17 protein-coding genes are annotated in these 21,924 nt (G+C 46.3%); 15 read left to right on the top strand and 2 right to left on the bottom strand.

All coding sequences use genetic code 11. The features are described from left to right. The first annotated feature begins 14 nt into the window (after window positions 1-14). From fliS to MHI06_RS26605, 7 genes are all read left to right on the top strand, one after another. Window positions 15-416, top strand: coding sequence for a flagellar export chaperone FliS (gene fliS / locus MHI06_RS26635; protein WP_340399605.1), 402 nt, complete (start codon window positions 15-17; stop codon window positions 414-416). Next, window positions 403-750 carry a flagellar protein FliT gene (locus MHI06_RS26630; protein ID WP_340399604.1) on the top strand — a complete coding sequence of 116 codons (348 nt, stop codon included), beginning with the start codon at window positions 403-405 and terminating at the stop codon, window positions 748-750. Before fliS ends, MHI06_RS26630 begins: the two co-directional genes overlap by 14 nt. 1,385 nt (window positions 751-2,135) lie before the next feature. Then, window positions 2,136-2,333 (top strand): cold shock domain-containing protein, encoded by a 198-nt coding sequence (locus MHI06_RS26625; protein ID WP_017691992.1) that lies wholly within the window; start codon window positions 2,136-2,138, stop codon window positions 2,331-2,333. 421 nt (window positions 2,334-2,754) lie between these two features. Continuing rightward, the gene (gene raiA / locus MHI06_RS26620) at window positions 2,755-3,318 is read left to right on the top strand and encodes a ribosome-associated translation inhibitor RaiA (protein WP_047840659.1); all 564 of its coding nucleotides are present in this window, start codon (window positions 2,755-2,757) and stop codon (window positions 3,316-3,318) included. Between the two features lie 763 nt (window positions 3,319-4,081). Then, window positions 4,082-6,586: a preprotein translocase subunit SecA gene (gene secA, locus MHI06_RS26615; protein WP_169479740.1), complete on the top strand. Its 2,505-nt coding sequence runs from the start codon at window positions 4,082-4,084 to the stop codon at window positions 6,584-6,586. Window positions 6,587-6,872: 286 nt separating this feature from the next. Further along, window positions 6,873-7,986 (top strand): peptide chain release factor 2 gene (gene prfB, locus MHI06_RS26610; RefSeq protein ID WP_153028283.1). Its coding sequence is split into 2 segments (ribosomal slippage): window positions 6,873-6,944 and window positions 6,946-7,986, totalling 1,113 coding nucleotides; the frame shifts between segments, so codons are not numbered across the junction. A 131-nt stretch (window positions 7,987-8,117) separates the two neighbouring features. After that, window positions 8,118-9,026, top strand: coding sequence for a YitT family protein (locus MHI06_RS26605; protein WP_062837019.1), 909 nt, complete (start codon window positions 8,118-8,120; stop codon window positions 9,024-9,026). Window positions 9,027-9,183: 157 nt separating this feature from the next. Here MHI06_RS26605 and cls read toward each other — a convergent pair whose 3' ends face one another. Next, complete coding sequence (cls, locus tag MHI06_RS26600; protein ID WP_340399603.1) at window positions 9,184-10,632, bottom strand: cardiolipin synthase; 1,449 nt, start codon at window positions 10,630-10,632, stop codon at window positions 9,184-9,186. Between the two features lie 331 nt (window positions 10,633-10,963). Between cls and argC the strand changes: the two genes are divergently transcribed. The 7 genes from argC to argH all read left to right on the top strand — a co-directional run bounded on the left by argC (window position 10,964) and on the right by argH (window position 20,175). Then, window positions 10,964-12,013: an N-acetyl-gamma-glutamyl-phosphate reductase gene (gene argC, locus MHI06_RS26595; protein WP_340399602.1), complete on the top strand. Its 1,050-nt coding sequence runs from the start codon at window positions 10,964-10,966 to the stop codon at window positions 12,011-12,013. A 129-nt stretch (window positions 12,014-12,142) separates the two neighbouring features. Further along, complete coding sequence (gene argJ, locus MHI06_RS26590; RefSeq protein ID WP_340399601.1) at window positions 12,143-13,381, top strand: bifunctional glutamate N-acetyltransferase/amino-acid acetyltransferase ArgJ; 1,239 nt, start codon at window positions 12,143-12,145, stop codon at window positions 13,379-13,381. Window positions 13,382-13,717: 336 nt separating this feature from the next. Continuing rightward, window positions 13,718-14,557, top strand: a complete 840-nt coding sequence (gene argB, locus MHI06_RS26585) for an acetylglutamate kinase (protein WP_340399600.1) — start codon at window positions 13,718-13,720, stop codon at window positions 14,555-14,557. 359 nt (window positions 14,558-14,916) lie between these two features. Next, window positions 14,917-16,170, top strand: a complete 1,254-nt coding sequence (locus MHI06_RS26580; RefSeq protein ID WP_340399599.1) for an aspartate aminotransferase family protein — start codon at window positions 14,917-14,919, stop codon at window positions 16,168-16,170. 200 nt (window positions 16,171-16,370) lie between these two features. Beyond that, complete coding sequence (gene argF / locus MHI06_RS26575; protein ID WP_340399598.1) at window positions 16,371-17,336, top strand: ornithine carbamoyltransferase; 966 nt, start codon at window positions 16,371-16,373, stop codon at window positions 17,334-17,336. A 93-nt stretch (window positions 17,337-17,429) separates the two neighbouring features. Then, window positions 17,430-18,665, top strand: a complete 1,236-nt coding sequence (locus MHI06_RS26570; RefSeq protein WP_017692004.1) for an argininosuccinate synthase — start codon at window positions 17,430-17,432, stop codon at window positions 18,663-18,665. A gap of 106 nt (window positions 18,666-18,771) precedes the next feature. Beyond that, window positions 18,772-20,175 carry an argininosuccinate lyase gene (gene argH / locus MHI06_RS26565; protein WP_340402188.1) on the top strand — a complete coding sequence of 468 codons (1,404 nt, stop codon included), beginning with the start codon at window positions 18,772-18,774 and terminating at the stop codon, window positions 20,173-20,175. Between the two features lie 199 nt (window positions 20,176-20,374). Here argH and MHI06_RS26560 read toward each other — a convergent pair whose 3' ends face one another. Beyond that, entirely contained in the window at window positions 20,375-21,163 is a 789-nt protein-coding gene (locus MHI06_RS26560) for an alpha/beta hydrolase family protein (RefSeq protein WP_340399597.1), read from the bottom strand. A gap of 131 nt (window positions 21,164-21,294) precedes the next feature. On the opposite strand from MHI06_RS26560, the gene MHI06_RS26555 reads away from it, so the two are divergent. Next, a complete protein-coding gene (locus MHI06_RS26555) occupies window positions 21,295-21,918 on the top strand; it encodes a YhbD family protein (RefSeq protein WP_340399596.1) in 624 nt (207 codons plus the stop codon). Window positions 21,919-21,924 lie beyond the last annotated feature (6 nt).

Here is a 21,924-nt window from a genome sequence, read left to right as displayed (position 1 = left end):
AAAGGGTGAGACTTTTGATCACTTCTCCATATGATAAATATCGTCAATCCTCTGTCCAAACCTCTAATCCGGCGCAGTTAGTCATCATGTTATATGATGGAGCTATTCGTTTTACGAAGACAGCCATTGCTGCTATGCAACAACAGGATATTGAAAAGGTTAATTTTAACTTGGGTAAAGCCCAGACTATCATTAGTGAATTAATGAGTACATTGAATCAGGATTATGATATTTCGAAAAATTTATATTCTCTGTATGAGTACACGAATTACTTGCTTGTTGAAGCCAACATTCATCGGGATGAAACGAAGGCTGAAGAAGCTGTAGGTTATCTGTCTGAACTCCGTGAGACCTGGATTCAAGCTTCCAAGATTGCGATCAGCCAAGAAGGTCAACCTGTGAATGCCAATGGATAGATCAGAATGTATTAGTCAACTGGAGAGTACGACTAATTACATTTTGATTAATCTATATGATTTGAGTTACGAGCAGCTGGAATCCTTCACAGAAGTACGACAAGAGATTGTGGATCAATTGATTGAACACTTTTCTCAAGAACAGGCTAATGAACATGAGAAAGACATCATTAATAGCCTACTGGAAAAAGATCAGGAGATTCTTGCTCGAATGAACACGCTTCGACTGGAAGCACAGGACTGGTTGCATAAGCGAGGACAGGCGAAAGTACAAAGAAACGCGTATGAGGCAGGATATACACCAGATAGTTTTTTGATGGACAGAAAAAAATGAAAATTCATAAAAAACCTATTTTACAAACTTTGACAAATAAGAATGGTTTTATTAGTCGAAGATGTGAATGAAGGTTTTTTTTGTATTGTTTGTCTTTATGAAGGAAATTGGTTTTTGAAATGAAGAACTACTAAATTTACTGGATTGGTTCGACAAACGACCTTTTAAAATAGAAAGGGGGTGTTAATTAACGTATCTCGTTTGGAACATACAGCTACGTGCACGCCGAAAATTTATGCATAGTGTGGACCCGTTTCGGAGCCAAGGCAAGACTACCTTGAAGAGGGGGATTCAAGCGAAGGGCTACAAAAGGGATCACTAATCCATCAAATGAATTTTGAAAAGAGTTTAGTGCTATCTATCATTCTTGGTTACTGAAGATTTTCTCATTAAAAAAAAGCCAAAAAACGAGTCTCTAAAATTGCTTGAAAAACTCGTTTCTCGCACTTGAAATCGTATTCCATCCATATAATTTAGATATTTTCACAAAACGCTAGTTTTTCATTATTCTTGTTTAATTTAGGAATCAATTATTGTCCGCTTCTTAAATGAGTATTACTACTTATCTTTAGTGTTTTAGAACTGAATTCCGGATATGTTACAGCACTATTCATTCTTTAAATCAAATTTATAAGTTATGTCAATGAAACTTCAGCAATATCCCTTACGCCTTCTTGTACGACTCCAACTGAACCAACAGCCTCACCAGGAATTGTCGGTGGTATTTTAAAGCTCTTACTAGACCTGAATTTGTAACGCTTAAATAAGGCCCACCTTCGCTATATTGACTTGGATGGTATTTGTAATTGAGACCGTATGGCAGTTGATAGATTTCACCAACTTTGAGTTTTACTTGATAAGTAAGCTTGTCTGTTGATGCATCCTTTTCTGTATTCATGCCGTTCGTTGTATCCCAGCTTTTCACCATGTTCAGAGGCAATTACATTGTATTTCAATCATAGCTTATAATCCGCTTTAGCTACTCTTTGCATCGATGAGTCTTCCAACTTACGTTGTTGAGTTGCTTGGTATGTAACAGAAAAAAATATCCTAAAAGATGCTCTGCTCAGAGGTTACTCTTATAAGTTGCTCATGCTACTGCTAGATTGTTATTTGCGCGATGTAATATATATTTTATGTTACCCTAGTAGCGTTGCATTTGTTAATCTTACTTGTATATCAGGTCACATCCGTTCTATAACAAACTGATATATTCAAGATATCCCACCTTTCAACACAATCCCCAATTAATCTACAAAAAATTCCAAGAAAACATTTACGTTTCCAATTGACAATGGATAACTATGGATGGTATTATCTGAATTGTGGGCTGAGGTTAAGGCCGAAAGCTTCACTTCATTTGATGACGAAGGGAATGTTAGTGCATGCAAGGTAAAGTAAAATGGTTCAACGCAGAAAAAGGTTACGGTTTCATTGAAACTGAAGACGGCGGCGACGTATTCGTACATTTCTCCGCAATTCAAACCGAAGGATTCAAAACTTTGGAAGAAGGTCAATCTGTAGAATTCGACATCGTCGAAGGCGCACGTGGACCGCAAGCAGCTAACGTAATCAAATTATAATCATCCGGACAATCCGACCTACATATATGGTTAGATGGTTACCAAATTGAATTATCGCTAGCATCAGACTCCGGTACTTTCCGGGGTCTTTTTTTGTTCTAATAGATTCGAGATTTGAGGATCAGTTGAGAATCGATATTCTTATAAATCTGGTAGTTTCAAGAGATAGATTGAAGTTCATTTTACATAATAGATTGAGCAAGCTCAAAAACGGTTAAATACATCATCAAGCGCCTAATAAGACATTCCATGTAAATATACGATTATGGCTGAATATGATGAAATATCGCGAAATATAGCGTTATGGATACGTTGGCAGATGTGGCTTGAACAGATGTCATTATTCGGTCACCGGGAGTTTTTACATGGCGCTTACATTCGTGTTATAATGAAGTGGCAAAGGAAAAAGGAGGAGTGCCCTATGAATTTAAGTATTCGAGGTCAACAAATCGAGGTTACTGATGCTTTGAAGGATTATGTCGACAAAAAGTTGAGTAGACTCGAGAAGTATTTCGATGCACCCCTTAACTCTGACGGTGCTGTCACATTGAGCACGACGAGAGGTTTGCATACGGTAGAGGTGACTATCCCTTTGAAAGGCATTGTGCTCCGCGCTGAGGATGAGAGCGACGATATGTACGCATCCATTGACTCTGTGGTGGACAAGCTGGAACGTCAGATCCGCAAACACAAAACAAAAATTAACCGTAAGTTCCGCCAGGAAGGTAGCCTGAAAACACTCTTCGTTGAAGATCCAACAGGTACTGTAGCTACAGCTGAACTGGATGCGGACACGGATGACGATGATCTGGAAGTCGTACGGACGAAACGCTTTATGTTGAAACCAATGGACGTGGAAGAGGCAATCCTCCAAATGAACATGGTTGGTCACAATTTCTTCGTATTCTCCAACATTGACAGTGAAGAAGTAAGTGTTGTTTACAAACGGAACGATGGTAAATACGGATTGATCGAACAAGGTTAATCTTAACGTATGAATATCTAATAATAATGAATCTAGGAACTGTAGTTTCCTGGATTAGACTTAACAAGAGCTTCCATCCCTCAGGGGATGGGGGCTCTTTTGTGCGTAAAGGGGCTGGGAAATGACCTTTGGAAATAAAATGGTGAAACTATTCCCTATGCTGCTGCGTCTAATAGATAATAAGAAGAATCACAATCTGTACAAGTTTACCACCAGATTCTCATGATTACGAAAATATTCGTACACATGCATTCGAGAACTGGATATTGAGATTTCCATCCAAATTTACCATCAAAATTCGTTGATAGCGCCGTCTATCCTGCAAAACGAAACATGACAATCGAAGGCTTCCGCTAACGACTGTGATTTTTTGCACTAAAACTCGATTTGATATGTCTCAGAAGTTCAAAGAAGTGTGCCGTGGCGTGTTGCGGCGGCCCTTACAAACTGTTACAATTTATGCAAAGAGAATCATTGTCCTGATGAGGAATTGTCAACGAATGATCGCTAATCATAATCAATGACAGGCACAGCACCATGAACATGATTCGCAAGGCTCGGGCTTCGGCTAGTTTTCTAATAACCGGATCCGTTTGAACACCGAATCAGCTTCATGAGGAACCCTTGGCAAGCCTGGAGTTGATTCATCCATATTACTTTTTATATTGTTTGTCACCCCCGGGCAAGTGGAGCAACATCCATCCGATGGTGTCGCATGGCGGCAACAGGGGGTCTATTCTGTTTTGCACGAAAGGGGTATACCATGCTAGGACTTGTCAAAAAGATCTTCGGCGACATGAACGAACGTGATGTTAAACGTCTGATGAAGACGGTCGATGTGATCAATAAACTGGAACCACAACTTCAGGCGTTGTCTGATGAACAACTGAAAGGCAAAACGGACGAATATCGTGCTCGTATTGAAAAGGGAGAAACGACAGATGAACTTCTTCCAGAGGCATTTGCAACCGTACGTGAGGCTTCACGCCGTGTACTGGGCAAACGTCACTACGATGTACAGATGCTGGGCGGTATCGCTCTGCATGAAGGCCGTATTTCCGAGATGAAAACGGGTGAAGGTAAAACGCTGGTAGGAACACTTCCGGTATATCTGAACGCGTTGATGTCCAAAGGTGTACACGTGGTCACGGTCAATGACTATTTGGCACAGCGGGATAGCCAGGAAATGGGACAAATCTATGAATTCATGGGCATGACGGTAGGGGTTAACCTGAGCGGTATGGACCATGCTTTGAAACAACATGCATATGCATGTGATATTACGTACGGAACGAACAACGAGTTTGGTTTTGACTATCTGCGTGACAATATGGTTCTTTACAAAGAGCAAATGGTACAACGTCCATTGTTCTTCTGTATCATTGATGAAGTGGACTCCATCCTGGTTGATGAGGCGCGTACGCCACTCATTATCTCTGGACAAGCTCAGAAGTCGACGGACATGTACTACGCAGCAGATCGTTTTGTGAAACGTCTGGTTCCAGAAGAAGACTTTACAGTAGACATTAAGGTGAAATCCGTAGCGTTGACTGAGGCGGGCGTGGCAAAAGCAGAGAAAGCATTTGGTATCGAGAACTTGTATGATCATGCCAACGTTACACTTAACCATCACATCGTACAGGGTTTGAAAGCCAACGTAATTATGCGTCGTGACGTAGATTATGTTGTCAGTGATGAGGAAGTCATGATCGTCGATGAATTCACAGGTCGTCTGATGTCTGGACGTCGTTACAGTGATGGATTGCACCAAGCAATTGAAGCCAAAGAAGGCATCGAAGTTCAAAACGAGAGTATGACGCTTGCAACGATTACATTCCAGAACTATTTCCGGATGTACCGTAAACTTGCGGGTATGACGGGTACAGCGAAAACCGAGGAAGAAGAGTTTAAAAAAATCTACGGTCTCGAAGTACTGCAAATTCCAACCAACCGTCCGAACAAACGCGATGACATGGCAGATGTCGTGTATAAGAGCATCGATGGCAAGTTCAAAGCGGTTGTAGAAGAGATCGTGGCACGCCACAGTAAGAATCAACCGATTCTGGTAGGTACAGTGTCCATTGAGAACTCTGAACGCCTGTCTGACATGCTTAAGCGCCGTGGTGTCAAACACCAGGTACTGAACGCCAAGTACCATGCGGAAGAAGCAGAGATCATCACAGGAGCTGGACAAGCGGGTGCAGTAACGATTGCAACCAACATGGCTGGACGGGGTACGGATATTATCTTGGGTGAAGGTGTTGCTGAAGTAGGCGGCCTTCATATCATCGGTACTGAGCGTCACGAATCACGCCGGATTGATAATCAGCTGCGTGGTCGTGCAGGACGTCAAGGTGACCCGGGTTCAACACAATTCTACCTGTCACTGGGTGATGAATTGATGAGACGTTTCGGTGCAGACAATGTACTGAACATGATGGAGCGTCTTGGTTTTGAAGAAGACCAACCGATCGAGAGCCGGATGATTACCCGTGCAGTAGAATCGGCGCAGAAGCGTGTTGAAGGTAACAACTTTGACGTGCGTAAAGTCGTTCTCCAATATGATGATGTAATGAACCAACAACGTGAAATTATATATAAACAGCGCCGCGAGGTACTGGAGTCCGAAAATATCAAACAAATCGTTATGGATATGATCAAGCCATCCATTGAACGTATCGTTGAAGCACATTGTAGTGACGATATCCCGGAAAACTGGGAGCTGCAGGAAGTTGCTGATTACATGAACAGTAAATTGCTGGACGATGGTTCCATAACTAAAGATGATCTGTGGGGTAAGGAAGCAGAAGAGATCATCGAGTTCCTATTCACGAAAGTTCAGAACAAGTACAATGCACGTGAAGAGCGAATTGGCGAAGAGATGGTTCGTGAGTTCGAGAAAGTGGTTGTGCTCCGTGCAGTAGACAGCAAGTGGATGGATCATATCGATGCAATGGATCAATTGCGTCAAGGTATCCACCTTCGCGCCTACGGCGGTACAGATCCACTGCGTGAGTACCAGTTCGAAGGCTTCGAGATGTTCCATCAGATGATCGCTTCGATTCAAGAAGAAGTAGCGACTTACGTGATGAGAGCGCAGATCGAGAGCAATCAGGAGCGTCAAGCGGTTGTTGAGGAAAGTCAGATCTCGACAAGCGGTGAACCTGCTGAGAAACGTCCAGTGAAGGTTTCTGACCAAATCGGACGTAACGATCCATGCCCATGCGGTAGTGGCAAGAAGTTCAAACACTGCCACGGTCAAGAGTAGAGCGATCGGAAGATGCTACTGTAATCGGAGTGGCGGGTGTAACATTTACGAGGTCAACTTATACAGCATGACATGAACGGCTCCTCGCAGCCGGGTATTCCATAGGATGAAGTGAAGGATGCAAAACTGATTAATGGTGCATAGTTATAATCATATGACCATGATCACGGGAAAGAGATATACTGATATATCAGTGATCTCAACACCAGGTTGGCGCATCTGATGCTTGGTCTGGAGGAATGCCCTGGATGCGGGGAGCTTATCTTAATGAAAAGAGGAATTGCACATGATCGATCCAAACGTGAAGCATGACCTGCGTGAAATAGGCAAGAAACTAACAAACCTTAGGGGGTCTCTTTGACTTAGATCTGAAGCAAGAGATGATCGGCAACTTTGAAGTGAAGATGTCTGCCCCGGATTTCTGGGACGATAGTGACAAGGCGCAATCCGTAATCGCTGAGCTAAATGCGGTGAAGGGATCTGTGGATCAATACACCAGACTTCAGCAGGACTATGATGATGCGGTGATGATGATAGAGCTGGCGGACGAAGAAGGCGATGAAGACCTCGCAGCTGAGATTGGTAACAGTATTACAGCGATCGTGAACAAGGTCGCAGAGTTCGAACTTCAGCTTCTCCTGAATCAGCCGTACGACAAGATGAATGCGATTCTGGAGCTTCACCCGGGTGCGGGTGGTACGGAGTCTCAGGACTGGGGACAGATGCTGCTCCGGATGTACACACGCTGGTCCGAGAAGCGTGGCTTCAAGGTTGAGGTACTGGATTATCTACCAGGTGATGAGGCGGGGATCAAGAGTGTTACGTTGTCGATCAAAGGACATAACGCTTATGGTTATCTGAAAGCCGAGAAGGGTGTACACCGACTGGTGCGGATCTCTCCTTTTGACTCATCGGGCCGTAGACATACGTCCTTCGTGTCCTGTGATGTGGTACCGGAGATTGATGATACGATTGAATTGGACATCCGCACAGAGGATCTCAAGATCGATACGTACCGGGCGAGTGGCGCAGGTGGACAACATATCAATACCACCGACTCTGCTGTACGGATCACTCACTTACCAACAGGTGTAGTTGTAACGTGTCAGAATGAACGTTCACAGATTAAGAACCGTGAGCGAGCGATGACGATGCTCCGTTCGAAATTGTATGAGCGTAAAATTGAAGAGCAAAAACAACAGCTGGACGAAATCCGAGGAGATCAATCGGATATTTCATGGGGTAGCCAGATTCGCTCCTATGTGTTCCATCCCTATAGTATGGTAAAGGATCACCGTACAAGCGTAGAGACTGGAAATACAGGAGCAGTAATGGACGGCGACCTCGATGCATTCATCGATGGTTATTTGCGTAGCCAGATTAAAGTAGAAACCGATTAATATAAGTTCCTGTATGGACCCATACGTGTAGGCGTATGCTGGTGTGTACAGGAGCTTTTTTTGAATAATTTTATAGGATAGAAAAAATGAGCGAACAACTGATCAGTCACAACAAAGGAGAGCACGAGAACATGCAACAACGATCACAACTTCACAATAATCGCAAAAAGAGGATAACTAGCCTCATTCCACTCAATGGTCCATGGAGAAACGTCGTGGATACGATATCTATCATTTTAGGTTCGTTTTTAATTGCAGTCGCCTTCAATTTATTTTTATTACCGAATCAGATCGCTTCGGGTGGAGTATCCGGGTTATCAATTCTGGGTAAGGAATGGCTTAATTGGGAGCCGGCATATACCCAATGGGCGATTAACATCCCACTTCTGATCGCGGGTTTTCTGCTTATTGGTAAGCAGTATGGTATTCGTTCAGTCTTGGGCAGTATTGTCCTGCCGCTCTTAGTCTATCTCACAAAGGATTGGGCCATCCCAACAACGAATCCACTCCTTGGTTCACTTTATGGTGGAATAGGCGTTGGTCTCGGGATCGGAATTGTATACCGGGGTAGAGGATCAACAGGTGGCATGAGCATTCTCGCCAGAATCGTTCAGAAGTACAGTGGACTGAGTTACTCTCTATGTGTCGTCATTATGGATGCTACCGTTATTATTATGGCTGCTTTTGTATTGTCATTGGAGCAGTCCCTCTATGCGCTGATTGGGTTGTATGTTACCGGTAAAGTGATCGATGCCGTTGAGATGGGGCTGGGCTTCTCCAAGGTGGCATATATTATCTCTAACCAGACGGAAGCGATTAGCAAAGTGATTCTGGATGACCTGGATCGTGGATTAACGAAGCTGGAGGCCAAAGGTGGTTACACCGATGATCAACGAACAGTACTGATGGTCGTGGTTGGGCAAAATGAGGTGCCAAGACTCAAAGCGTTGATCCGGTCTGTGGACCCGGGAGCTTTTGTCATTATCAGTAACGCGCATGAAGTGCTCGGCGAAGGCTTTAAGCGGGGAGAACATGTGTGAATGGGTGTGAAAAATAGCGAGTTAGCCGTTTAGGTTCAAAAGAAATGACTTCATTAAAAAAAGCAGGCATATCGTTCTCCGAAATGGCGGGAGAGGATGTGCCTGCTTTTCTTTTATTAAAAGTTCAACTAAACCTTAGCCTATCTTATACTGACCGCTACAAAATCGGAGACAGCAGACGGGAAATCGCTTCTTTGAAGCGAATGATCAGACTGCGATTTTTGTATTCATCGAGCGTCATCTCCCGAGATACGTGCAAGTCGTGCTCAAAGGTTTGTACGAGTGCTGTCGCAATTGTTTCATCATACATAAAAGCATTAACCTCAAAGTTCAACCGGAAACTGCGGTAGTCGATATTGGCGGTTCCTACGGATGCAACTAAACTGTCAATGATAAGTGTTTTGGCATGAATGAAGCCATTATCATATATAAATACTTTGGCGCCAACCTTCAACAACTCACCAATATAAGATAGCGTAGCCCAATATACGAAGGCGTGGTCGGGCTTATTTGGAATCATAATGCGAACATCAATGCCGGACAGACACGCGAGACGAATAGCTTCGAATACACTGGCATCCGGGATAAAATAAGGCGTTTGAATCAGGATTGATTGTTTGGCCCCGTTAATCATCTTAAGGTAACTGTTCTTGATATGCTCGGTCTCTGCATCCGGTCCACTAGAGACAATCTGCATGGCAATCTTTCCTGTACCCTCGATATGAGGGAAATGCGCCGGAACGTAAGGTGTGTCGTGTTGCTTGGAAGCTTCATTCCAATCCAGGAGGAAACGGGTCTGCAGCGCATGAACGGCATTCCCCTGAATACGCAGATGGGTGTCGCGCCAGTAACCGAATTTCGAGTTCAAGCCAAGATACTCATCTCCAACATTAAACCCGCCCGTGTATCCAAGATTACCATCGATGATGACAATCTTCCGGTGATTCCGGTAGTTCATACGTAAGTTGATCAGACTGAATTTGGAGGGGAAAAAGACTTCAACCAAACCGCCTGCTTCGCGCAATTCTTTGAAAAAGCGTTTCGATACCCGCCGCGATCCGAGCGCGTCATACAGTAAACGAACTTTGATGCCTTCCCGCGCTTTGCGGATGAGTGCATCCCGAATTCTTTTGCCCAGACGGTCGCCTCTATAAATGTAGTATTGTACGTGCACGTGATCCTGAGCCGCTTCGATGTCGTCCAAGAGCCGTTGGAACTTGTCTGTTCCGTCCGTAATGATCTCAACCGCATTATCCTCTGTTAACAGAGCACCGTTCTGCTTCAGGTTCATATAGATCATGTCCTGGCTACTCTCGGTTGCTTGGTTGCGGAAAGGGGTGCGGTTATCGTGCAACTGCGTGAGCTGGGATTCAATACGTTCCTCTAGCCCGAGCTTCTTACGTTCTTTCCACTGGAAAAGCCGGTATCGGGTCAGGTTCTGACCGGTTAAAAGATAAAGTACAAACCCAAACACTGGAATAAAGTTCAAGACGAGCAGCCAAGCCCAGGAAGCGCTAGCATCCTTCCGTTCGAAAAAAACGACTGCTGCCGCAAAAATAATATTCAGGCCTAGGAGCACAATAAGTAAAATGGATTCGATATGCACTATAGTCCCCCACGTCTCATAATGACCATCATGAATCTATTCATATGTCCTTGATTAGCAGGTTAGTTATGAATGAGACCCTGATTGTAATGTTTCCTACTAATACGTATTTTAACAGAAGTATATCTATTCGTCCCGGATGAGAAAAAAAGATATGTTCGGATTGGATGGAAATCCATGTGAAATTGATGATAGAGTGTTGTATTTATATAACCAGAGTCGTATAATAATACACAAATATGCATATAAGCGACGGAATTGCTGTGTTCAGGCCTCATTAGGGCTAGGGCATAGCACAAGTAGCGCATACATCGAGATTGGGGGAGCGAGAGTGAATAACAAATTAAAAGTAGCAATCGTCGGTTCCACCGGCTACGGCGGGGTGGAGCTGATTCGATTTTTCCAGAACCATCCGTTGGTTGAAATCACATCAGTGATCTCATCATCGAGCAGTGGTGAGTCCATCGCAGATGGATTCCCGCATTTGACGGACGTGATTCACAGGCCACTCGACGGTGTAGATCCGGCTGAAATTGCGAGTCGTGCGGATTTGGTATTCACAGCGACCCCGTCCGGCGTAAGTGCGAAGCTCGTACCAAGCCTGCTGGCAGCAGGGCTTAAGGTCATTGATCTGTCTGGCGATTTCAGACTCAAGGACGGAACGGTATACGAAGAGTGGTACAAACATCCGGCTCCTCCAGCTGATTTGCTGGAACAAGCGGTATATGGCATGGCTGAGGTGTATGGCGAAGAAGTGAAGGGACAGAATTTTATATCCAACCCGGGCTGTTATCCAACGGCTACTCTTCTCGGACTGATTCCTGCAGTAGAGGCAGGCTGGATTGATCCTTCTACCATCATTATTGATGCCAAATCAGGCGTATCCGGAGCGGGACGCGGAACAAGTCTGACAAACCATTATGCAGAGATGAATGAGAATTTCAAAGCCTATAAACTTAACAAACACCAACATATTCCCGAGATCGAACAAGTGCTTGGCAACATAACGGGAACGCCTGTTACGGTTACCTTTACAACACAACTGGTGCCAATGACACGTGGAATCATGAGTACGATGTATGCAAGCCTCGTTGGGGAACACAGTGACCGGGAGATCGTGGATCTGTATCGCAAATATTATGAAAACAAACCTTTCGTACGTGTACGTGAACCGGGCATCTGGCCTTCGACCAAAGAAGTGTACGGATCCAACTATTGTGACATCGGATTTGCGGTGGATCCTCGCACAGGGCGTTTGACGATTATTTCGGTCATCGACAACCTGGTGAAGGGTGCTTCCGGGCAAGCGATTCAAAATATGAACCTGATGATGGGATGGGAGGAGAACCTCGGGCTGAACATGACACCGGTATATCCATAAGAGATGGAATTTAAGAGGTGCATTGGCATATGGAGTGTAAGAGTGCATTCTCGGAGTCACTTAGGGAGAACGGATCAGGTTAAGCAGGCGATCATCAGCATATAGCTGAACGCATACGGGGGATATGATATGGGAACGAATGTGGAGCAACAGACTTTTACCGTGGTTGAGAACGGAACGATTGTAACCCCTGGGGGGTTCACTGCTGGTGGACTTCACTGTGGATTGAAAAAGACATCTCGTAATGACATCGGTGCGATCCGATGTGATGTACCGGCTACAGCTGCTGCTGTATACACGACGAACGTGTTTCAGGCGGCGCCACTCAAAGTAACGCGCGAAAGCTTGAGCAATGGACGCCTTCAGGCTGTTATCGTCAACAGTGGTAATGCTAATGCATGTACAGGGCAACAAGGTGAAGAAGATGCTTATGCGATGCGTTCGGCTGCTGCGCGTGAGTTGGGTGTGGCAGAAGAGGATGTGGCTGTGGCTTCCACAGGTGTCATTGGGGAATTGCTCAAGATGGATGCTGTACATTCAGGAATCACTGGACTTCCGGCGCATCTGGGCAAGGAGTCGAATGAGGCGGAACAATTTTCACAAGCGATTCTGACAACGGATTTGGTAAAAAAGGAGGCTTGCGTCTCCGTTATAGTTAACGGCAAGACGGTTACAATTGCGGGTGCCGCCAAAGGCTCAGGTATGATTCATCCGAATATGGCGACAATGCTCGCTTTCATGACCTCTGACGCGGTCATTGGTGCAGAAGCGTTGCAGCGCCTGCTGCGCCAGGCAACCAATCATACATTCAATATGATTACCGTCGATGGGGATACAAGTACGAACGATATGCTGGTAGCCATGTCTAGTGGATATGCAGGTAATGAAGAGCTGACGATGGAGCACCCGGATTGGGACGCTTTTGCAGCTGGCTTCACCTATGTATGCCAAGTGCTAGCCAAAGCCATTGCTCGCGATGGTGAAGGAGCAACCAAACTGGTTGAGGTAGAAGTTACAGGTGCAGTAAGTGATGAATCCGCGCAGGCAATTGCCAAAACCGTCATTGGGTCCAGTCTGGTGAAATCCGCTATGTTTGGCGCTGACGCTAACTGGGGACGGATTATTGCAGCTGTAGGGCGTGCAGGACAACCGGTGAACCCGGATGCGGTGGATATTCGTTTGGGAGAGATCTCAGTACTCGCGCAGTCCCATCCAGTCGTGTTTGACGAAGAAGCGGCATTGGCCTATTTGCAGACCGATACAGTTCGCATTGTGGTGGATCTGCACCACGGCGAAGGAACGGCTACAGCCTGGGGTTGTGACCTGACGTACGACTACGTCCGAATTAACGCAGCATACCGCACGTAATAAGCCTTTGGGATAAAGGTTTTGCGAAACAGCTGTCTTCTATTGTGAAGCTGTTTCGTGAGATGTTTCAAAAATTATCAATGAAATTTAAACTTGTTGTTTGGTGTTGGACATATAGCGATAGTAATGGAGAAGACGGAATTGATTCTGCAGAAGCGGAGCGGTCGCCTTTGTCTCCGGGTGTTCCCCTATATAGGGATAATTCAAGAAACCTGGAGACAACAGCGATCGAAAGAACAATCCGAATTCGGAATGGCCTCCTACCAGCCTTTGTCGCCTTATAAAAGTGTTATATTTTTTTGAATGTAATTTTTACTATGAAAGGAGCTTGCCCTCATGAATTCAACATTGCCAAATGAGAGTACCGCAACGGAAGCAGGTACTGAGAAACAAACGTTTGTTATGAAATGTGGAGGCAGCACGCTGGCAGCGTTGCCCGAGTCTTTCTTTGCGGATCTGCGTGATTTGCAGTCTCAGGGTACACAGCCTGTAATCGTGCATGGTGGGGGTCCTGCCATCTCGGATAACCTGGCGAAGCTCGGTATCGAAACCGAATTCGTTAACGGCCTACGCAAAACGACTGAACCTGTGCTGGACGTAGTGGAGATGGTGCTTGCGGGCAGTATCAACAAACAGATCGTGCGCTTGATTCAACGTGTGGGTGGTCGTGCACTGGGCTTGTCTGGTGTGGACGGGGGTCTGATTCAGGCTAAACCTGTTACAAACCACGCAGAGATCGGTTGGGTAGGCGATGTTACTAGCGTGAATGCAGAGATTATCCAAGGCTTCGTGAACATGGGTTACATGCCGGTTATCGCACCAGTTGGTGTAGATGCAACCGGACAACGTTACAACATCAACGCAGATACAGCTGCGGGTGCAGTGGCGTCTCATCTTGGCGTAAGTCGGATGATTGTCGTGACCGACGTTCCAGGCATCATGAAAAACGTAGGCGGCGAGAAAAAAGTATTGCCATCCGTATCTGTACAGGAGATCGAGGATATGATCCAAACCGGAGAAATCTACGGCGGCATGATTCCCAAGGTACGTGCAGCAATCGCTTGTATCCATGGTCAAGTACGTGAGGTCGTCATCGTAGACGGCAGCGAACCCCAAATCCTGAGCCGAGTGCTAGGCGGAGAAATCATCGGAACAAGAATCATCCGTATGCAATAATTTGCTCTCGATGCGCTAGGGTCTTAATAGCCTTATATTATATATAAAAATATGTGCACGATTTTTTTGTGAATCTGGGCATAACGCGATAACGGAAGAGTGCAGACCAATCTGAAGAAAAGACGCAAGAACGGAGAGGACAGAAATAACCTGAAGAAGCGAAGCGTGCGCCTTTATCCCCGGATTTCCACCTTTAAACAATTAATCAAAGAAATCCGGGGATAACAGCGATCGGAAGGTTGTTCTGTCATCGAAGTGGAAGTATGCATACGTTCGGAAGATGGACTGCATTCGAAGAGGTTTAGTGTTATGTTTTATTCACCTTAGGCGTGCACCAACCAATAAGGAGTGATATGGTCATGGCAAAAGGCAACGAACAGCCAGGTTCTGGCACAGCAGTAGCGGGCGCTACAGCAACAGGTGCAGCGGCACAGACGGAAAGCTCGCTTTTCCAAACGTATGCGCGTTATCCAATCAGTCTGGTCAAAGGTAAAGGCAGCTGGTTATGGGATGATCAGGGTAACCGTTATCTCGATTTCATGTGCGGACTCGCTGTAACTAGTCTGGGCCATGCACCGGAGAAAGTTGGAGCCAAGCTGAAAGCTCAGATTGATGAGTTGTGGCATGTGTCCAACCTGTTCCAGATTCCGGGCCAGGAGAAAGCAGCAGCATTGTTGACAGCCAATACATGCGCTGACGCGGTGTTCTTCTGTAACAGTGGTGCCGAAGCGAATGAAGCAGCTATCAAAGTTGCACGTCGTTATCACCAAAAGGTGAAAGGCACAGATCGCTATGAAGTAATCACATTTGCCCAGTCCTTCCATGGACGGACGCTCGCAACGCTGACAGCAACCGGACAGGATAAGGTGAAAGAAGGATTTTTACCATTGCCAGCCGGATTTGTAACTGTACCTTTGCATGATATCCCTGCCCTTGAAGCGGCAATTGGACCCAACACAGCAGCTATTATGCTGGAAATGGTTCAGGCCGAGGGTGGTGTATATCCAGTTGAGCTGGAATTCGTCAAACATGTACGGAAATTGTGTGACGAGCATGGATTGTTGCTCATTGTTGATGAAGTTCAAACGGGAATGGGACGTACGGGTAAATTGTTTGCGCACGAACATTATGGCATTGAGCCAGACGTGTTCACCGTTGCCAAAGGAATCGGCAGTGGTTTCCCTGTAGGCGCGATGTTGGGTAAAGGTTTCCTGCGGGATGCGTTCACGCCAGGTAGCCATGCGACAACATTTGGTGGAACACCACTGGCTTCATCCGTTGTGATAGCAACAATCGAAACGATGCTGGAAGATCGTTTGCCAGAGCGTGCAGCGGAGATGGGCGACTACCTAATGAGCTCCCTGCGGGATCGTTTGGCCGGCAATTCCTTTGTGAAGGAAGTACGTGGTTTGGGATTGTTAGTCGGTATCGAATGTGCTGAGCCGGTAGGCGATATTGTGCTTGCTGGGCAAAAACGCGGTATCTTGTTCGTCTCTGCAGGACCGAATGTGATTCGTTTGCTTCCGAACCTGTATGTGAGCAAAGAAGAGATCGACGAGGCAGTATCCCTAGTAGCGACATTGATCGAAGAGCACGTAGCGGCGAAAGCCTAATATAAAAATAGAGAACCTTTCTGTATCGGGGCCTACCGGCCTCGAAGCAGAACGAGATGATGAATCCCTGTAGCCGCGCGGTGAACTTGCAGAAGGTGGGAATGGATAAACTCGAGAAGCATCCAGAAAAAAAGTGTTAACGTTGCTCTCTCTTCTGCCCATGCGGGTGCAGGGAACCGGAAATAAGGAGGACATTATAGATGACAGCACAACAGACGGAAAAGATTCAGAAGATTGATCTGAGAGGCCGGGATTTTATCGAATTCACGGACTACACAGCAGAGGAGATTCGTTATCTGCTTGATCTTGCGATTGAGATTAAAGGCAAGCAAAAAAGCGGGGTGTCCTTTCAACCGTTGAAAGGCAAAACGATCGGACTTATTTTTGAAAAATCATCCACACGTACACGTGTATCCTTTGAAGTCGGCATGTTCCAATTGGGCGGGCATGCACTTTTCCTGAGCAAAAATGATATCCAGTTAGGTCGCGGGGAAACAACACATGATACAGCCAAAGTATTGTCCCGCTACCTGGATGGCATCATGATCCGTACCTTTGGACACCATAATGTAACTGAACTGGCAGAGCATGCGGATGTTCCGGTCATTAACGGCCTGAGCGATGCGGCGCATCCTTGCCAGGTACTGGCAGACTTCCAAACGGTGCTGGAGCACAAAGGCAAGCTGGCAGGTCTGAAAATGGCCTACATCGGAGATGGCAACAATATGGCGCACTCCTTGATGCTCGGTGCAGCGAAGATGGGTATGCATGTTGCTGTAGCAACGCCAGAAGGCTATGAGCCGGATAGTGCAGTTGTGGAGCAGGCACGCATCATTGCACAGGAGAGCGGTTCTGAAGTGACTGTAACTTACAGTGCACAAGAAGCAGCCAAAGATGCAGATATCGTGTACACGGATGTATGGGCGAGTATGGGCTTTGAAGAAGAACAGAAGATTCGTGAGCAGGCATTTGCCGCATATCAAGTGGACGAGGAACTGATGAAAGGCGCGAAGCCAGACTACATGTTCTTGCACTGTCTGCCAGCACACCGCGGCGAAGAAGTGAGTGCCGGTGTAATTGACGGCCCGAACTCCCTGATCTTTGATCAGGCGGAGAATCGCTTGCATGCACAGAAGGCATTAATGGCTGCGTTAATGAGCGAATAGATGCTGTTTGTCTTTATGGGTTGATTTTAGGCGCAGATTTCGCGATGATAGATAAAAGTTTATAGCAACTGATCTTGGGGAGGACCATTGAACATGGCTAAGGAAAAAATTGTACTCGCGTATTCAGGCGGGTTGGACACATCTGTAATTTTGAAATGGTTGAAAGAAACGTACGATGCTGAGATTATCGCCTTCACAGCCGATATCGGACAAAAGGATGAATTGGACGGCTTGGAGGAAAAAGCACTGGCAACAGGCGCTTCCAAAGTATACATCGACGATCTGCGCGATGAATTCGCCAAAGATTTCATCTATCCGATGTTCCAGGCAGGTGCCCTCTATGAAGGACAATACCTGCTCGGCACAAGTATCGCTCGTCCACTGATCGCTAAACGTATGGTGGATATCGCTCGTGCAGAAGGCGCAACAGCCATCGCTCACGGCGCTACAGGTAAAGGTAATGACCAAGTTCGCTTTGAACTGAACGCGGCTGCGCTGACACCAGACATTAACGTAATTGCACCTTGGCGTCTGGAAGAATTCCGTAACCAGTTCCCAGGACGTGCTGAGATGATTGCATACGCTGAGAAACATGGTATTCCGGTAACCGCATCTGCGGCTAAACCGTACTCGACAGACCGTAACCTGTTGCATATCAGCTATGAGAGCGGTGTGCTCGAAGATCCTTGGTTCGATCCAAGTGCGGACGAGAACAAAGACATGTTCCTGCTGAGCAGTGCACCTGAAGATGCACCAGATCAAGCGGAATATGTTGAACTGGAATTCGAACAAGGTGACTGTGTTGCATTGAACGGTGAGCGCTTGAGCCCACTGCAAGTGATGGAGCAACTGAATGAACTGGGTGGCAAACATGGTATTGGCCGTGTAGATATGGTCGAAAACCGTTTTGTTGGGATGAAGAGCCGTGGTGTGTACGAAACACCAGGTGGAACAATCCTGTTCACAGCACATCGCAAAATGGAGTCCATCACGATGGACCGTGAAGTGATGAACCTGCGTGATAGCCTGATCACACGTTACAGCACACTGGTATACAACGGTTTCTGGTTCGCACCAGAGCGTCTTGCATTGCAAGCGCTGGTGACTGAAAGCCAAAAAAATGTAACAGGTACCGTTCGTGTGAAATTGTATAAAGGCAACATCATCGGCGCAGGCGTGAAAAGCCCTGTCAGCCTCTACAATCCGGACATCGCTACGATGGAAGCTGATCCAACGCAAGCCTACGATCAAGGTGATGCAACAGGCTTTATCCGCCTGAATGCACTACGTTTGAAAGTAAACTCCGGTGTGGAGCAAAACAAAAACTAATTTCAACCTGCACAATAGAGCTACATCAATATACATGACAAGGCAGGCCGTTCTTGCACATCTGGCAGGAGCGGCTTTGTCCATGAGCGAAAGGGGAGTACTCACCGTGAGCAAGCTGTGGGGAGGACGTTTTACAAAACAAACCAATCATTTGGTTGAGGAATATACGGCATCGATCAATTTTGACAAAGCTTTGGCAGAGGAAGACATTCAGGGCAGTCTGGCCCATGTGACGATGCTGGGCAAATGCGGCATTCTTCCGGCGGAAGATGTAGAGACCATCAAAGAGGGTCTGATCACCGTTCTGCACAAAATCCGTGCAGGCGAAGTGGAATTCTCCGTATCGGACGAAGACATCCACATGAATATTGAGAAAAACCTGATTGAGACGATTGGTCCTGTAGGCGGTAAATTACATACAGGCCGTAGCCGGAACGATCAAGTTGCAACAGATATGCACTTGTACCTGCGTGAGCGCGTGGTTGGATTTGTAGGCATGCTGCATTCCTTGCAGGAAGCACTGATTGGACAAGCGAAAGATAACCTCGATACGATTGTACCAGGTTATACGCATCTTCAACGGGCACAGCCGATTCTGTTCGCTCATCACCTGATGGCGTATGTATCTATGTTCCAACGGGATGCAGAGCGTCTGATGGACAGCTACAAACGCATTAACATCCTTCCACTGGGCGCAGGTGCACTTGCAGGCACAACATTCCCGATTGATCGTCATTTTGTGGCGGAACAACTGGGCTTCGATGGTGTGTACGAGAACAGTCTGGACGCAGTAAGCGACCGTGACTTCATCGTTGAGTTCCTGGCAACCGCTTCGCTGATCATGACTCACTTGTCCCGTCTAAGTGAAGAACTGGTATTGTGGAGCAGCACGGAGTTTGGTTTCGTTGAACTGGACGATGCGTTCTGCACAGGCAGCAGCATCATGCCTCAGAAGAAAAATCCGGACGTTCCTGAACTCGTTCGTGGTAAAACAGGACGTGTGTACGGCAACCTGATCGGTTTGCTGACGGTACTAAAATCTCTTCCACTGGCATATAACAAAGACATGCAGGAAGACAAAGAAGGCATGTTCGACACGGTAGCAACGCTGGAGGGTGCACTGCAACTGTTTGCTCCAATGATCGCGACAATGACAGTGAACAAGGATCGGATGCGTCAAGCGGTCAACCAGGATTTCTCCAACGCTACGGATATTGCCGACTTCCTCGTAGGCGAAGGCTTGCCTTTCCGTCAGGCGCATGAAGTGATTGGTAAAACGGTGCTGTACTGCATCCAGAACAGCAAGTATTTGCTGGATCTAACGATTGAAGAATTCCGTCAGTTCTCACCACTGTTCGATGACCGGATCTATGACGTGCTTCAACCGGAAGCGGTAGTGAACGCTCGTAATGTTTACGGCGGAACTGCTTCGGGTCAAGTCGCTGAAGCCATCGGACGCAGTGAGAAGGTACTAGAGATCACCGAGCAATGGATTACGAACCGCGGTTAATACCACCGCTACTATAAGGTACCCTTACAGATACAACAGTACAACAAAGAAGCAGGCCAGAGAACTTTGTTCTCAACGGCCTGCTTCTTTGTGTATTACAGCGATTTAGGTAGATTCTACTCAACCGCGAACGGAAGGAAGGTTGTTCTGTCCTCGGAGTATCAGCCTTCATAATCCTTAGTAGCTCCCAATACTTCACCTAGTCCCGCTTGGGCAAAGGCAACCATTTCAATACATCCTGAATCTTCGCATCCCAATAACCCCACTCATGTTCACCAGGCCCTTCCTCGTACGTCAATTCGAAGTTCGTTTGTTCACAGGCATGCCGGAAGGTTTGATTATCCTCATACAGGAAATCTTCCGTTCCGCAGCATTGGTAGAGCAAAGGTCGAGGACTTTCGCTAGATTGATTTTCTTTTAACAGATGGATCAGATCATTCTCAGTGCCTGCCACCTCTGGTCCGAAAATACGTTGTAACTCCGTCTGTTGTAATGCTGAGGATGCGTTTCTATCCATATGTGCAGACATATCGAGTGCTCCAGACAAACTGGCAGCAGCCGCATATTGATCTGGTTTACGAAGGGCCAGCTTGAACGCCCCATAGCCACCCATAGATAATCCGGCAACGAAGTTGTCCTCCCGTTTATCTGACAGCGGGAAGAAAGAGCGAGCGAGTGCTGGCAGTTCCTCACTGATGAACGTCCAGTATTGTCCGCCTTCTGCCATATCCGTATAGAAGCTACGGTGAACCTGTGGCATAACAACGGCGATCCCAAGGTTAGCTACATAACGTTCGATCGATGTGCGGCGCAGCCAGATGGAGTCATCGTCAGACAGACCGTGTAACAGATATAGGGTTGGGTGCAGTCCCTTGCCGGTTACATTATCCATACCGATCTGATTGTGGGTTTGTTGCGGCAGAATGACATGCATGCTGGTGCTTAGTCCGAGTGTATCGGAGTAAAAATCACATTTAATTAGTGCCATGAGTATAAGAAACCCCTTTCATAAGTTCATATTTAACAGGTTATACCCAATGCCAAATCAATGCAATAACAAACGTTTTACAACGTAACAATGTTATGTTACACTGATTTCAATATAAAGGGGGACCATATATGACGGATGATTTGATCTCCAAAAAAGAATTGCTGGACCTGACAGGTATCTCGTATGGCCAGTTATACCGCTGGAAGCGGAAAAATCTCATTCCGGAGGAATGGTTCATACGGAAGTCGTCCTACACCGGACAAGAGACCTTTTTTCCAAAACAACAGATACTACTGCGCATTGACAAGATTCTCAATATGAAAGACGGATTGTCGTTGGATGAGCTGGCAGACGTATTCTCACCTACGTTGGGTGAAGTGGAGATGTCTGAGCAACAGCTTTTGGAGCGAAACATTGTTTCACAAATATCACTGGACTTGTTGAAAGAAGCAGGTCGAGAACAACCACTGTATGCTTTGGAGCAGATTATGATGCTGTATGTTCTAGATGAGCTATTGATGAGCGGAGATATTACGCGGCAAGAGGGTGCATTGCTAATCGATGTGATGTCCGAACATTATTATCGTTTTACAGGAAGACCGAGCGAACTCGTGCTTATTCGTAAGATGGGTGTCCCATCATTCATGCTGGTGACAGCAGGAACGGAGTTTTATTTTGACAATGGTGTGAAGGTGGTTCTTAGGCAGCCGATGGGAACATTTATGGAAGAATTAAAACTCAAATTGGGTTAAGGAGAG

It is taken from the genome of Paenibacillus sp. FSL H8-0079 (genome assembly GCF_037991315.1).
Taxonomy (GTDB): domain Bacteria; phylum Bacillota; class Bacilli; order Paenibacillales; family Paenibacillaceae; genus Paenibacillus.
Note: the sequence above shows the minus strand (reverse complement) of the source record. Positions and strands in the feature narration are given on the sequence as shown.

What these genes read in the sequence shown, in the direction of transcription:
- raiA (WP_047840659.1), top strand. Translation starts at nt 2,755, where the DNA reads ATGAATTTAAGTATTCGAGGTCAACAAATCGAGGTTACTGATGCTTTG.
- argJ (WP_340399601.1), top strand. Translation starts at nt 12,143, where the DNA reads ATGGGAACGAATGTGGAGCAACAGACTTTTACCGTGGTTGAGAACGGA.
- MHI06_RS26605 (WP_062837019.1), top strand. Translation starts at nt 8,118, where the DNA reads ATGCAACAACGATCACAACTTCACAATAATCGCAAAAAGAGGATAACT.
- MHI06_RS26630 (WP_340399604.1), top strand. Translation starts at nt 403, where the DNA reads ATGCCAATGGATAGATCAGAATGTATTAGTCAACTGGAGAGTACGACT.
- argB (WP_340399600.1), top strand. Translation starts at nt 13,718, where the DNA reads ATGAATTCAACATTGCCAAATGAGAGTACCGCAACGGAAGCAGGTACT.
- MHI06_RS26625 (WP_017691992.1), top strand. Translation starts at nt 2,136, where the DNA reads ATGCAAGGTAAAGTAAAATGGTTCAACGCAGAAAAAGGTTACGGTTTC.
- MHI06_RS26560 (WP_340399597.1), bottom strand. Translation starts at nt 21,163, where the DNA reads ATGGCACTAATTAAATGTGATTTTTACTCCGATACACTCGGACTAAGC.
- MHI06_RS26580 (WP_340399599.1), top strand. Translation starts at nt 14,917, where the DNA reads ATGGCAAAAGGCAACGAACAGCCAGGTTCTGGCACAGCAGTAGCGGGC.
- MHI06_RS26555 (WP_340399596.1), top strand. Translation starts at nt 21,295, where the DNA reads ATGACGGATGATTTGATCTCCAAAAAAGAATTGCTGGACCTGACAGGT.
- MHI06_RS26570 (WP_017692004.1), top strand. Translation starts at nt 17,430, where the DNA reads ATGGCTAAGGAAAAAATTGTACTCGCGTATTCAGGCGGGTTGGACACA.
- argF (WP_340399598.1), top strand. Translation starts at nt 16,371, where the DNA reads ATGACAGCACAACAGACGGAAAAGATTCAGAAGATTGATCTGAGAGGC.
- secA (WP_169479740.1), top strand. Translation starts at nt 4,082, where the DNA reads ATGCTAGGACTTGTCAAAAAGATCTTCGGCGACATGAACGAACGTGAT.